This window comes from Martelella sp. AMO21009 (genome assembly GCF_053484295.1).
In genome coordinates this window covers 89,228-102,109 of record NZ_JBAKFR010000010.1, presented here as the reverse complement: position 1 = coordinate 102,109, position 12,882 = coordinate 89,228, and the positions used below count along the sequence as shown (strand labels likewise).

The following is a 12,882-nucleotide window of genomic DNA, read 5'->3' as shown; positions in this document are numbered from 1 at the left end:
TGAAAATGGAAGGCGCGCCTTCCCTGAAACATCCATTGGGCATTGCCACCCGTATATAGCATGACAGAGACGCCAAAGCCCGCCTCCTCGGTGATCATCCGCCGGAAAGACACGTTCCTGCTGGTGCGTCGCGCCAATCCGCCGGCGAAAGCCATGTACGCCTTTCCGGGCGGCAAGGCGGAAGCGGGCGAAACAGCGGAACAGGCGGCGATTCGCGAATTGAAGGAAGAAACCGGCCTAACCGCTGAAAATGTAAAGCTGTTTTCCGTTTACGACCTGATCGACAGGACTGAATCCGGCGCGGTTTCAAGCCTTTATCGACTCAGCGTCTTCCTAGCAGAGGCGGATGACCGCGCGATCGCGGCGGCAGCCGACGATGCTGACGATCTGGGCTGGTTCACGCTCGCCGATATCGCGCGGCTCAACGTGCCTTCGAGCGTGCGCGAATGCGCGGAAGCGCTGGATCGGCAACGCCGCGACACTGTGGCGAAAGAAGCACATTAGCGCCGTGAAATAAGCGCTAAAGCGCTGCGATTAACCGGAAATTCACTTTTTCGGACGGCCGCTCTGACACGAGCGCGAAAAAATTGGTAGCATGACCATCAAAGACGAAGCCGACAAGGATATGCGATGAAGCCGAACGCCAACGAGATCGACGACATGATCGTGCGCGAAAAGATGCAGGTGGCTCTCGAATATCAGAACGAAGCCTGGGCCGACGGCGTTGCCGATGGCATCGAGCCCGAGATCATCGCCGATGCGGCGCTTGCGCTTGCCATGCGCGAAACCGTGCGGATGATCGGCGAGGAAGGCGCGGAAGCCATGCTCGAATCGCTGCGCGAACGCATGCTCGCCGGCGAGTTTTCGCCCGAACGCATCCTGCAATAGCGCCATCGTCCTTCGGGCATCAGCGGCCCGAGTCTTCCACCATTGACGAATCCCTCGCGCCGCGTGACAACACGGGCAATTGTCCCGTTGACCGGGCGTTTGACGCATGAGCGCCTTGCGGGCCGCGCCTGCGACCCTACATTTTCAATTGCTGCCTGTGGACTACTACCGGCATGCCAGAGGATACGATCATGGCTGAGATCCACCTTCCGGAACGGGCCGTCATCACGCTTTCCGGCGATGACGCCGAACATTTTCTGCAGAACCTGATCACCACCGATCTCGACCGCAGCGGCCCCGCCGAGGCCTGGCCGGGCGCGCTTTTGACGCCGCAGGGCAAGGTGATGTTCGACTTCCTGATCAGCCGGACCGATACGGGTTTTACGATCGAAACCCATGGCGAAGACGCCGCCAACCTGCTGCAGCGGCTGACGCTTTACAAATTGCGCGCCAAGGTGACGATCGCGCAGGAGGAGACCGACGGCGTGACGGTCTTCACCGGCGACGCGCCCGAAGCCGCCGTGACCGATATGCGTTTCTCGCCCGCCGGCATGACTGTAAAGCGTCTGCCCGGCCGCCATGGCGCTCCGGACGCCGCAGCTTACACCGCGCTGAGAATCGAAGCGGGCGTGCCGGAAATGCATGCCGATTACGCCCCGCAGGACGCCTTCCCGCATGATCTTCTGTTCGACAGGAATGGCGCCGTTTCCTTCAAGAAGGGCTGCTTTGTCGGCCAGGAAGTCGTCTCGCGCATGCAGCATCGCGGCACCGCCCGGCGAAGGCTGGTGATGGTGCGCGGCGCGGAAGCCCTCCCCGCTTCCGGCACGACGGTCCTTGCGGATGGCAAGCCCGCCGGCGAAATCGGCTCGGTCGCGGGCGATGCGGCGATGGCTATCCTCCGGATCGACCGGGCGGCCTCGGCCGAAAGCCTGACAGCCGGCGATATTGCGGTCACCGTAACGCCTTATGGCTGGAGCGGCATCACGCTCGAAGCATCCGGGGCGAAATAGGACGATGCCGCCGAAGAACGACAGCCGCGCCTGGCAGCGCATGCTCTCGGGCCGCAGGCTCGATCTTCTGGATCCCTCGCCGCTCGATGTCGAGATTTCCGACATTGCCCATGGTCTGGCGCGGGTCGCGCGCTGGAACGGCCAGACGCTCGGCGAGCACGCCTATTCGGTCGCCCAGCACTCGCTCGTGGTCGAGGCGGTGTTCTGCCATCTCAACCAGGCCAATGCCGACGACTGCCAGGCGGCGCTGCTGCACGACGCGCCGGAATATGTCATCGGCGACATGATCTCGCCGTTCAAGGCGGTCGTCGGCGGCGGCTACAAGGCTGTCGAGAAGCGGCTGGAGGCGGCCGTGCACCTCCGCTTCGGCCTGCCGCCGCATCCCCGCCCGGCGCTGAAGGCCAAGATCAAGGCGGCCGACAAGATCGCGGCCTATTTCGAATCGATCAGCCTCGCCGGCTTCTCGATTTCCGAGGCCAAACGGTTCTTCGGAGAGCCGAATGGCGTCTCCGTCGAAATGCTGCCGATCGAACCGATGCCGACGGCGCTTGCCCAGCGCCGCTTTCTCAACCGGTTCGACGAAATTGAGACAGCGCGCGCCGCCCTTCAGAAAACGGCAAAGAAATCCGCCAAATGAGCGGGGCGATCATCGTTTCGCCGCTGGAGCGGATCGGCGAGATGACCGCCCGACACGGCTGCCGGCAAATGATCTCGCTGATGGCCGCGGGTCATGATTTCGCCCGGCCCGGCATGATCGACCGCCACCTCGTTCTGCGCATGAACGACATCGCCTTTGCCGGCGCCGGCGACCTCGTGGCGCCGGAACGGGCTCATGTGGATCAGATCATCGATTTCGCCCGGCAGTGGGGCGGCAATGGCCCGCTGCTGGTGCATTGCTGGCTGGGCGTCTCGCGTTCACCGGCAGCGGCCATGATCGCCGCGCTTGCGGTCTCGCCCGACATCGATGACGACCGGCTGGCGAAGGCGTTGCGTAAGGCCTCCCCCTCCGCCACGCCAAACAGGCGGCTGGCGGCGCTCGGCGATGAGGCGCTTGGACGCGGCGGCCGGCTCACTGCCGCCGTCAAGGATATCGGCCGCGGCCGCGAATGTCGGCTCAACGCGCCTTTCAGACTTGATCTCGACGATCTTGCCATCGCACCGTTGCGCCATAGGTAGAGTATCCGTACCCTTGGCCGAAATATTTGAGATGAATTAATAAGGACTGATTGATGGATTCGATCGAGAAGCAAGCCGCCGACCTTCTAAATGCATCCAGCGATTTTGCCGAAGCGATGATGGCCTTGGTCGTCACCTACGCGTTCTCGGTGCTTGGCGCGATTATCCTGCTGATCGTCGGCTGGATCGTCGCGGCAATCGCCCAGCGCTCCGTGAAGACGGCGTTCATGAAGTTCGACAATGTCGACAAGACATTGGCCGGTTTCTTCGGCGCGATCGCGCGTTACGGCATTCTCACCATCGTCATCGTCATGGTGCTCGGCCAGTTCGGGGTGCAGACCGCTTCGATCCTCGCCGCTCTCGGCGCCGCCGGCCTCGCCATCGGTCTCGCCCTGCAAGGCACGCTGCAGAACATTGCCGCCGGCATCATGCTGCTGGTGCTGCGCCCCTTCAAGGTCGGCGAATATATCTCGACCGGCTCCATAGACGGTACGGTGCAGGAGGTCGGCCTGTTTGCCACCGAGCTCAAGACCTTCGACGGCCTCTACCGGCTTGCACCGAACTCGACGCTCTGGAATGTCTCGATCACCAATTATTCCCGCGTCGCCCAGCGCATGCACGAACTCGCCATCGGCATCGGTTATGAGGACGATCTGCGCAAGGCGATCGACATCATGCTCGATCTGGCCAAGAACAACGAGAACGTGCTCTCCGATCCCGAGCCTTACGCCTTCGTCAAGGAACTCGGTGACAGCGCCGTGGTGGTGGCCATGCGCTACTGGGTGCCCGGCCCGCTGTGGTGGAAGACCACCCATGTGATGACCCGCGACGCCAAGCTCGCCTTCGACGACGCCGGCATCTCGATACCGTTCCCGCAGGTCACGCTCTCCACGCTCGACGATGATGGACTCCCGGTAAAGCCTGAAAAAAACGAACAGGCTGAGACGGCAGAAAATAAGCCGGCACGCAAGGCAGCGAACAAGCCAGCGGCCAGGGCCAGTGCAAAGAAACAACCCGAATGATCGGAGCCCGGCGATGAAAGTCGCACAACTCAACATCTACCCCATGAAAAGCGCGCGCGGCATCCCTCTCGATGCCGCGCTTTGCCGTGCAAGCGGCCTTGAGGGCGATCGCATCGCGGTTCTGACGGAGCCGGATGGCCGTTTCATCACCCAGCGCGACCTGCCCGCGCTCGCCCGGATAACGGCGCGTCCGGGGCCGGACGGGCTTCAGCTCTCGATGGAGGGCAAGGGCGAAATCGAAACCGGGCCTTCGTCCGAGAACCGGATCGATGTCACCGTATGGAAAGACATCGTCAATGCGGCAGCGAGCACCGGCGCGGCCGATGCCACGCTTTCGGACTGGTTCGACCGTCCCGTCCGCCTCGCCTTCTTCGACAACGTCGCAAGCCGCATCGCAAGCCGCGACTGGGTAAGCGACGAAACGCCGGTCTCCTTCGCCGACGGTTTTCAGGTGCTGGTCACCACCACCGGGTCGCTTGCCGCGCTCAATGCCGATCTGAAGGCCCATGGCGCGGAAGAAGTCGGCATGGAGCGGTTCCGGCCCAATATCGTGGTCGATTGCGACGAGGCCTGGGCGGAGGATGGCTGGGCGGGCATCGAAATCGGCGGCATCGCGTTTGATTTCGTCAAGCCCTGCACCCGCTGCATCATGACCACGCAGGACCAGACCACCGGCTCGCGCGAAGGCGCAAACCCGCTGCCCGCGCTCGGACGGCTCCGCATGTCTGCAGACCGCCGGGTGCCCGGCCCGCTGTTCGGCTGGAACGCGGTGCCGCGCGGCGAAGGCATGCTGCGCGTCGGCGACCCGGTCACTGTCACCAAAAGCACGGCAGAGCGCTGGCCGGTGAAGAAGCGGGCTTGAATACGGCGTCGGGCACGACCGCCTTACTGCCGTCAGAATGACAGGCCGAGGCTCGCGAACCAACCTTGCGCCCTATCGTCTCCGCCCAGCCGCGCGCGGTACTGCACGTTGAGGTCGATGTGCGACATCGGCGCCTCGTACTTGTTTTCGCGGAACCAGTAGCTGAGCTTGACGCCGGGGCCGGCGCCAAGCGCGAATTCATTGGCGTCGGTGCTGTTATAGTCGGCGGCGATCCCGAGATAGGGCGTGAGTACGAATTTTCCGTCGTCGCCGCCAAGCTTGAAGCTGCGGCCCAGTTGCGCGTAGCCGTCGGCGAAGTTCTGGTTGCTTTCGAGATAGCGCCCGACCTCGCCGAAATATTGGCCGGTCCACCATGAGGACATTTCCGGCATCAGGTCGGTGTTGAAGCCGCCGGAGATTGCCGCCCGCAGCAGGTAATCGTCCCGGCTGTCGCGACCGATCTTGAAGTAGCGCGCGCCCTCGACAATGAAATTGTAATCGGAGAACGGCTTGATCCGGATCCCCGCCGCGCCCTGCATGGTCGAAGCGCCAACCGGACCGTCGAGCGAATCATAAAGCGTGGTGAACTGGCGCAGGAACAAGTCGACCGTGCGCCCGTCGCGATAGCCGAACATCGGCGGTCGCCAGTATATTTCCGTCCCCACCTGCATCACCTCGCCGGAGGAGGCTGCCGGGGAAAGATAGCCATCCGAGATGCTGCTGGTGCCGTAGATCACGCTGGCATAGGCGCCCCACTGGCGCGAGACGTCGCCGATCTGGCGGCGTAGGTTGAAGCGTTCGGTTTCGGAAAGCGGAAAGACGCCGGCATCGGCCTGGTCGATCGCCTGTTTGAAAAGGTCGACCGCTTCTTCGTTGCGATAGTCCCTGACGGCGGCGTAACCGGCGTCGATCAGTTGCGCGCCCCGCAACTGTCCCTGATCATAGGCGTTCTTGAAGGACTGATAGGCGATGTCCTTGTTGCCGACGCTCGCGGCAAGATAGGCAATATCGGCGGAACCGAGCGGCGCGAGCGCGCCGTCCTCCGAGGCCTCGGCAAACATCGCCCTCGCTTGCCGCTTGCCGTCCTTGGCGGCGGCAAGCCTGATTTCCGCCGCGGCAACGTCCGCCCGCTCGATCTCGCTACCGGCCAGTGCGCCAGCCCGGTCGAGCGCGATATCGGCGGCATCATAATCCGCCATCGCGGTCAAGGCTTCGCCGCGTTGCAGCCAGACACCGTAGCCGGCGGCATCGCCAAGCGGCTGCAGCGTCCGATAGGCCAGCAAGGGGTCCGAGGTCGCCATTGCCGCGGCGGCGAGATCCAGCCTGAGCTGGCGCTCGCCGCCCGCCGGGCCGGGAAGCTCCAGCGCGCGCGAAAAATCAGCGAGCGCCGCAGCCTGATCGCCGCTCTTCTGTTCCAGAACGCCGCGCCGGCGCAGAAGCTCGCGCTTGTCGCCAAGCGCCGCGATCGCTTGATCCGTCGCCGCCATCGCGGCCTTCGTGTCGCCCTCGCCGTTCAGCAGATCGATCAGCAGCAGGCGGAAGGACAGATTGCCGGGCGCAAGCCGGGCGGCCTTGCGGGCATGGTCGACAGCGCTTGCCAGATCGCCCTTGCGCTGGGCGGCATAGGCCGCGTCCGCCTGCCGGTCGGCAGGGCTTGCCTTTCTGGCTGGCGGCCGGCTCGCCGCCGCTTCGGCATTCTTCAGAAGCGTCTGATAGTCGGCATTGTCCGGCGCGAGCTCCACGGCCTTCCTGGCCTGATCCAGGGCCTTGCCGTATTGGCCGGCGGCATAGGCCTTGTAGGCGGCGTCCGCAGCCTCATAGGCGGGGCTTGTTTCCGAAACGCCGCCGCTTGCCGCGTCCGGCTGATTTTTTAGGTCGCGCGCGGTCTCGGCATTCTTCAGCAGGGTCTTGTAGGCCTCATGATCGGGCGCAAGTTCAACGGCCTTCCTGGCCTCCTCCACAGCCGTGTCATAATCGCCCGCGCTGTAGGCCCGATAAGCCTCATCGGCCGCCTGATAGGCCGGACTGCTCTGCGAGAGCGGCGCCGGAGACTGGTCGTCGGCCAAAACGGCAGGCGCAGCCATGGAGAGCGTGATTGCCGCAAAAGCGGCCGACAGGGCGAGCCGGGACGCGGCATTGCGGAATGAGCGTTTCGTGTTTGTCGCTGCCATGTTCATATCGCCTTTCCGGTAACAGGTTGGAGTGGCGAAAGCGTCCGGTTCTCGCGCAACCGCTCGATCCTGCGGCGCTGCTCGGCCAGCGCCTCCTCGATCGCCTGGTTGAAGACCACATCCCGCGCGGAGAGATAGGCCCCGATCAGTCCGTCGCGCTGGGGAGAATAATCGGCAAGCGCCGCCCGCAGCGCTTCCGGGGAGATATCGCCTCGTTCGACGAGAATATCGCCAAGACGCGGCATCTCGTTACTGAGAGGGCGAGAAACGCGTCGGCCGTCCGCGATATCGCGTTCGCAAAGAAGGTCCAGACCCGCCGATATCTGGCTGTCGCGGACAATGCAGATTGTCGGCGTTTCGCCGCACGCCGCGACGATTTCGGCGAGCGCCTGCGGCTCCAGCGGCACCGCCGTCGCCAGCATCGCGTGCCCGTCGTCCTGCACCGGCAGGACGCGCAAGCGAAGACAGAGATCGGTGGAAAGCCGGCCCCGGGCGTTCAGGACGTCGTCTTCCGAGATCGTCCGCATCTCGTGACCCGCCTGGAAAGCCACGGCTTCGGCCAGCACCTCCTCATGAAGCCAGCCTTCATCGAGCAGGATACGACCGAGCGGGCGGCGCTGCTGATATTGCTTCGCCAGCGCCTGATCAAGCTGGGCACCGTCGATCGCCTGCCAGGTGACGAGCAGATCGCCGAGCCTGGCGCTGCGCTCCACCAGTCCGTCGCCCGACGGGAAGTCGTGCATGGTCTTGTCCCAGACCAGTCGCTTGCCGGACACGAGGTGGGTGACATACTGCTTGAGCGCGCGCGCCATCGCCATGAAGTTCACGAAATTTCCGACAACCATGCGCGGGATCGACAGCAATCCATGCTCCCAGCCGAAAGTCCGCGACGTGAAATAGAAGCGCTGAACGACCCGCAGAACCAGCGCGATCGCGTTCAGAATCAGCACGGTGCCGACCCAGCCGTGAACCGAAAGCAGCGGTGGATATGTCGTTGTAAACAGGCCGAAGCTGATGGCGAAATGGAAGACGATATACTGGAGCGCAAGCAGATAGGCGAAAACGGTGACGAAGCTGGTGACGATCGCCTTTCTGTCTCTGAGCAGGAAATAGCGGTCGACCAGCGAACCGTACCAGCCGAAATAGGCCCAGCCCTGGAAGCAGATGCCAAGCGACCACCGCGCCTTCTGGCGATAGGAGGTGCGGAACCTGTTGGGAAAATACTCCTGAACGCAAAGCGGCATCCGGACAGTCTTCTCGCGCTCCGGCCCAAAGCCGAACCAGCTCTTGCGCCGCATCTTATAGTCGACGGTGAACCGCGCGAGGATCGAGCGCATGCCGTGTTCGGCAAGCCGCACGCCAATATCGTAATCCTCGGTGAGCGTCTGGGTGTTGAATGGCTGATTGTCTGTTTCGGCCGAAAGGGTGAGCAAGGCCTTGCGCGAGAAACATGTCCCCACGCCGGCGGACGGCACCATCCCTGACAGAGCCTCGCGCACGACGATATCCTTCCCGTGCCATTCGGCGAACTCATCCATGTACACACCGGCCACGAGCTCGTACCAGTTGCGCTCCAGCGAGTTCACAGGAATCTGGATCAGGTCGATCCGCGGCAGCAGGTAGTTGAAGAAACGCAGCTCCAGCGGATGAAGAACGTCCTCGCTGTCATGCAGAATGGTACCCGCGAATGTGATGCCGTGCGTCTTCTCATGGGCGAAAATCGCCTGAACCACCCAGTTGAGGCAGTCCGCCTTGCAGGTCGGCCCGTCATGGGGAACCTCGACCCGCACAAGCTGGCGGTAACGCTTGCGCATCCGCTCGACCTCGTCGATCGTGGCGCGGTCATTGCGATAAGTGCCGACGAAAATCGTGTAGTTCCGGTAGTCGAGCGTGCGCACCATGCCCTCGATCATGGCCGCGATCACGTCATGCTCCAGCCAGGCGGGCACCATGATCGCCATATGCTGTTCGGGTCGGTTATGAAGCTGTTCCGGCTGAAGCGGCTGGTAGTGGTGTTTCCTGGCCGCGAACCGCCGCTTGATCGCCCGCGCATAGAAAATCGCATCGATGAAAAGATCGTCGAGGCACGACAGCAGGATGATCACCGCGATGATCGCGGTGAAATCCTCCAGCAACCGATAATAGTCGGCGAACAGGAATGGCCAGTAGAGCTCCATGATTGTCGGCCTAGTCCCGCTTGTCCCGGGTCCTGCGGCGCGCGATACCGGCCAGCAGTACAAGAACGATGAAGCCGCCGATGATCAGTGTCGTAAGCGCCCATGGCGCCTGTTCCAGCCAGAATTTCGGACTGGTGAGCAGTCGCAGCGTCGACCCGTTGCTTTGGTCGAGCGGCGCACCGGAGGCGGCATAGACCGTGTTGCCGCTGGCATTCAGCGCCGTCAGAACACCGCCTTCGCCGATGACGGCGACATCGCCCTGGCCGAAGCTGAACGGCTTGCCGAGATCGGCCCCGGCGCCGACCGTGCGATAGTAGAGGCCCGGCTGGCTCTGGTCGAGCACGGCCTCGGCGACCGAAACGTCCGAAAGCCCGGCGGCATCGAAAAGCCGCTCGCCGCGCGCCGAGTCGATCGTGATCTTGTTGCCCGTGACGCTGACGCGGTCCGCACCCTTTTCGGGCGTGATATCGAAGAACAGGAAGGGTTTGTCCGGCACCGGCGCCGTGGCGGTATCGACGACCGCAAACTCGGCGCGCGCGGGCGCGATGCCCGCGGCATCGGCGACGCTCGTCACCGTCGGCAGCGTCTCCAGCGCGTTGTCCAGCCATGCCGCCGGCACGGCGACCTCGCTGTCGCCCGCCAGCTTTGCCACGAGCGTGGTGAAGCCATTGGCTTTGGGGGCGTCGCTGAAAACGATTCGGCTATCCGGCAATACCGCGGCGGGATAGGCCTGCGGGACTTCGCGACACTGGTCGCTCGCGGGCTGGCGCTGGAACTCGACATTGATGACATTGCGCGGCAGCAAAGTGTAGGCGGGGATGGCGACCGAGATTTGTTCGGGCGTGCCGTCGGCCTCCAACTGCTTGGCCCCCAGCAGATAGCCGTTGATCGAGACAGAAGCGACCGGCAGCGTCGCGGTTGCGCCGGGGGCCGCCGAGACGGCGAGGTCGAGCCGGCTCGGCACCTTTCCGGGTGCAGCCGTGCCGAGGTCGAACTGCGTCGACCAGTCGCCCCTTGCCACGACGTCGAGCCGGCTCGGCGCCTTGCCGAGCGCACCCAGCGCAATGGCGTCGCCCGCCCCCGGCGGCATCGCCGCAGCGCCAAGCGTGAGGTCTCCCGATACCGCCGATTGACGCCACACCGTATCGAACAGGCCTACCGCAGCATTGCTCGCATCCGGCGCAACCGCGATGACCGGCCGGCCCGAAAGCGTGCGGAGCCCGACAGTGTCGGCGCCGACGGGTTGGCCAAGCGAATTGAGATCCTGCCGGATGGTCGCGAGAGCAGCGGAAGCAGCGCCGTCGGCATCGACAATTTCCGCCGAAACAGCATCGAGCGCGGATTTCAACTGCTCAGCCATCGCGCCGTCGGCAACAGCGATATCGGCGCTGAATTGCGGAGCGTCCAGCAGCATCAGCGCGCCGATCACGGCTTCGCTGGCGATCTGCACCTCGCCGCCGCCCGTAAGGCTCTTGAACGCCGGAACGCCGGCAAGCGATGGCGGCACCGTCAACGCGGCGGTGTCGACCCGGTCCCCCACCTGCGGCAAGGCGATGGTCCTGACGGTCTTGCCGTCGCGCTGCAGGGCGGTTCCGATGCGCCAGGCGGCATCATAGCTGTTCCTGTCGAGGTGGTTGCCCGAAACCAGCAGCGTCACCTCGGTAGGAAGCGCCGACCATGCCGTGCTGATATTCTTCACCGCGGAGGCGGCGTAGCCATATTCCAGATAGGTGTCCGGCTCGATCTCGAGCATGTTGCCGATCGGTCGCGCATCGTCGCAATAATATTGCCCGGTGGCAGAGGACCAGTTCACATTGAGATGGACGAAGCCGTTGTCGCGGGCCGCGCCATCGATGCCGATGCTGGCATCGGCCGCGCCGCCATCATCCGTCGGCGAGCGCGCAAGCAGCATACGATCGTCAGCCGAAAGCGTATAGGTGGTCTGTCCGCCATCCGCCCGCAGGTAACGGCCTTCGAAATTAAGCGTGGGGTCGATGAGCTCAACGCCCGCCGGGACGGGAATATAGATATCGCGTTCGGCCCCGGTCGATCCAAGCGTCACCGGCGTGCCGATGCCGAGGTCCTCCAGCGTGACCTTGCGGGTGATCACCCGGTCCTTGGTCCCCGCCGCAAGCGTATCGGCGATGGCACCGGCATGGCTTACGTGCGGAACCAGCAGGACTGGCGCCACCGTGCTCGCAAGCAGAACGGCGATCGTGGCGTTCCTGGAGAGGGCGATTTTGGTGTTTTTCATTTCGTGGCAGTCCTCAAGGAAACAGCGCGCAGGTGGCGCGGGCGGGCATGCGGGGCGGGCTCCGCGGCAAAGGGAATGACGGCGCGTCCGGCAAGCGTATCGACGATGCGTTCTGCGGCCTTGCCGTCGCCATAGGGGTTGATCGCGGCGGACTGGAGCGCATGGGCGCGGGGATCGTCCAGAAGGTGCACGACCTCGCGCATGATGCGCGCGGTGTCGGTTCCCACCAGTTTCACCGTGCCGGCCGCAAGCGCTTCCGGTCGCTCGGTGACGTCGCGCATCACCAGAACGGGTTTTCCAAGCGAAGGCGCCTCCTCCTGCACGCCGCCCGAATCGGTCAGGATGATATGGGAGCGCTCCATCAGATAGACGAATTCGAGAGAGGCCTGCGGCGCGATCAGATGCACATTGTTCAGGTCGCCCAGCATTTCCTGCACCGGCCCCGCGACATTGGGATTGAGGTGCACGGGATAGACGATCTGCAGATCCTCGCGCCGGGCGAGTTCGCGCAGCGCCCTGCAAATATTGATGAAACCGCCACCGAAACTTTCGCGACGATGCCCGGTGACAAGCAGGGTCTTCAGCTCAGAATCCAGAAACGGAAAATCGGCGTCCAGCCGGGCCCTGAGGTCCGCGTCGCCGCGAATGCGGGCCGCAACCTCCCTGAGCGCATCGATCACCGTATTGCCGGTGACGACAACCCTGCCCTGAAGGTGCTCGCCCGCGAGATTGCGCGCGCTCGAAAGGGTGGGCGCGAAGTGATAGGCCGAAACGACATCGACGAGCCGCCGGTTCATCTCTTCGGGCCAGGGCTTCGAAAGATCGTAGGTTCGCAACCCCGCCTCCACATGCCCGACGGCAATGCCGCGATGGAAGGCGGCAATGCCCGCCGCCATGGCCGTGGTGGTATCGCCGTGGACCAGGACGACATCAGGCCGCGCCTCTTCGAACACCTGGTCGAGACCGGCGATCACCTTCGCGCTGAGGGCATTCAGCCCCTGGTTGGTCGCCATGACAGCAAGATCGAAATCCGGCTTGATTTCGAAAAGCGACAGCACCTGATCAAGCATGCTGCGATGTTGACCGGTGACACAAACCTTAGTTGTGATAGCGCTATCACACCTCAACGCATTGACCACCGGAGCCATCTTTATGGCCTCCGGGCGAGTGCCGAAAACACAGAGAATCCTGGTCAAGTTCTTGCTCCGATTCAAAACAGAAGGCTCCGGTGGGTCCGGATCGGGAGACCCGACTATTGGGCAAACGTGTCTTTTCTGCGGGTTACATTTCGTTAACCTTCCGCATTGGGCGCGCCGGAAGTC

The 12,882-nt window shown here is 63.7% G+C and carries 11 protein-coding genes; 7 read left to right on the top strand and 4 right to left on the bottom strand.

All coding sequences use genetic code 11. The annotated features are described in order from the left end of the window. The first annotated feature begins 60 nt into the window (after positions 1-60). From V6766_RS13390 to V6766_RS13360, 7 genes are all read left to right on the top strand, one after another. The gene (locus V6766_RS13390; protein WP_448467169.1) at positions 61-504 is read left to right on the top strand and encodes an NUDIX hydrolase; all 444 of its coding nucleotides are present in this window, start codon (positions 61-63) and stop codon (positions 502-504) included. Positions 505-630: 126 nt separating this feature from the next. Further along, a complete protein-coding gene (locus V6766_RS13385; protein ID WP_018066457.1) occupies positions 631-888 on the top strand; it encodes a hypothetical protein in 258 nt (85 codons plus the stop codon). 191 nt (positions 889-1,079) lie between these two features. After that, positions 1,080-1,898 carry a CAF17-like 4Fe-4S cluster assembly/insertion protein YgfZ gene (gene ygfZ / locus V6766_RS13380; RefSeq protein WP_448467167.1) on the top strand — a complete coding sequence of 273 codons (819 nt, stop codon included), beginning with the start codon at positions 1,080-1,082 and terminating at the stop codon, positions 1,896-1,898. 4 nt (positions 1,899-1,902) lie between these two features. Continuing rightward, positions 1,903-2,535 carry a YfbR-like 5'-deoxynucleotidase gene (locus V6766_RS13375; RefSeq protein ID WP_448467164.1) on the top strand — a complete coding sequence of 211 codons (633 nt, stop codon included), beginning with the start codon at positions 1,903-1,905 and terminating at the stop codon, positions 2,533-2,535. Next, entirely contained in the window at positions 2,532-3,074 is a 543-nt protein-coding gene (locus V6766_RS13370) for a tyrosine phosphatase family protein (protein ID WP_448467162.1), read from the top strand. Before V6766_RS13375 ends, V6766_RS13370 begins: the two co-directional genes overlap by 4 nt. A gap of 62 nt (positions 3,075-3,136) precedes the next feature. Then, positions 3,137-4,096: a mechanosensitive ion channel family protein gene (locus V6766_RS13365; protein WP_448467229.1), complete on the top strand. Its 960-nt coding sequence runs from the start codon at positions 3,137-3,139 to the stop codon at positions 4,094-4,096. 13 nt (positions 4,097-4,109) lie between these two features. After that, positions 4,110-4,958 (top strand): MOSC domain-containing protein, encoded by an 849-nt coding sequence (locus V6766_RS13360; protein ID WP_448467160.1) that lies wholly within the window; start codon positions 4,110-4,112, stop codon positions 4,956-4,958. Between the two features lie 32 nt (positions 4,959-4,990). Here V6766_RS13360 and V6766_RS13355 read toward each other — a convergent pair whose 3' ends face one another. The 4 genes from V6766_RS13355 to wecB are packed head-to-tail and all read right to left on the bottom strand — an operon-like array spanning position 4,991 to position 12,756. Then, complete coding sequence (locus V6766_RS13355) at positions 4,991-7,129, bottom strand: NfrA family protein (RefSeq protein ID WP_448467158.1); 2,139 nt, start codon at positions 7,127-7,129, stop codon at positions 4,991-4,993. Between the two features lie 2 nt (positions 7,130-7,131). Then, positions 7,132-9,306 carry a glycosyl transferase family protein gene (locus tag V6766_RS13350; RefSeq protein ID WP_448467156.1) on the bottom strand — a complete coding sequence of 725 codons (2,175 nt, stop codon included), beginning with the start codon at positions 9,304-9,306 and terminating at the stop codon, positions 7,132-7,134. A gap of 10 nt (positions 9,307-9,316) precedes the next feature. Continuing rightward, on the bottom strand, positions 9,317-11,560 hold the full coding sequence (locus V6766_RS13345) for a cellulose biosynthesis cyclic di-GMP-binding regulatory protein BcsB (RefSeq protein ID WP_448467154.1): 2,244 nt from the start codon (positions 11,558-11,560) through the stop codon (positions 9,317-9,319). Continuing rightward, positions 11,557-12,756, bottom strand: coding sequence for a non-hydrolyzing UDP-N-acetylglucosamine 2-epimerase (gene wecB, locus V6766_RS13340; RefSeq protein ID WP_448467152.1), 1,200 nt, complete (start codon positions 12,754-12,756; stop codon positions 11,557-11,559). The genes V6766_RS13345 and wecB overlap by 4 nt, the downstream gene beginning before the upstream one ends. Between the last annotated feature and the right edge of the window lie 126 nt (positions 12,757-12,882).

Coding starts and splice junctions, on each gene's coding strand:
- V6766_RS13390 (WP_448467169.1), top strand. CDS start 61: ATGACAGAGACGCCAAAGCCCGCCTCCTCGGTGATCATCCGCCGGAAA.
- V6766_RS13385 (WP_018066457.1), top strand. CDS start 631: ATGAAGCCGAACGCCAACGAGATCGACGACATGATCGTGCGCGAAAAG.
- ygfZ (WP_448467167.1), top strand. CDS start 1,080: ATGGCTGAGATCCACCTTCCGGAACGGGCCGTCATCACGCTTTCCGGC.
- V6766_RS13375 (WP_448467164.1), top strand. CDS start 1,903: ATGCCGCCGAAGAACGACAGCCGCGCCTGGCAGCGCATGCTCTCGGGC.
- V6766_RS13370 (WP_448467162.1), top strand. CDS start 2,532: ATGAGCGGGGCGATCATCGTTTCGCCGCTGGAGCGGATCGGCGAGATG.
- V6766_RS13360 (WP_448467160.1), top strand. CDS start 4,110: ATGAAAGTCGCACAACTCAACATCTACCCCATGAAAAGCGCGCGCGGC.
- V6766_RS13355 (WP_448467158.1), bottom strand. CDS start 7,129: ATGGCAGCGACAAACACGAAACGCTCATTCCGCAATGCCGCGTCCCGG.
- V6766_RS13350 (WP_448467156.1), bottom strand. CDS start 9,306: ATGGAGCTCTACTGGCCATTCCTGTTCGCCGACTATTATCGGTTGCTG.
- V6766_RS13345 (WP_448467154.1), bottom strand. CDS start 11,560: ATGAAAAACACCAAAATCGCCCTCTCCAGGAACGCCACGATCGCCGTT.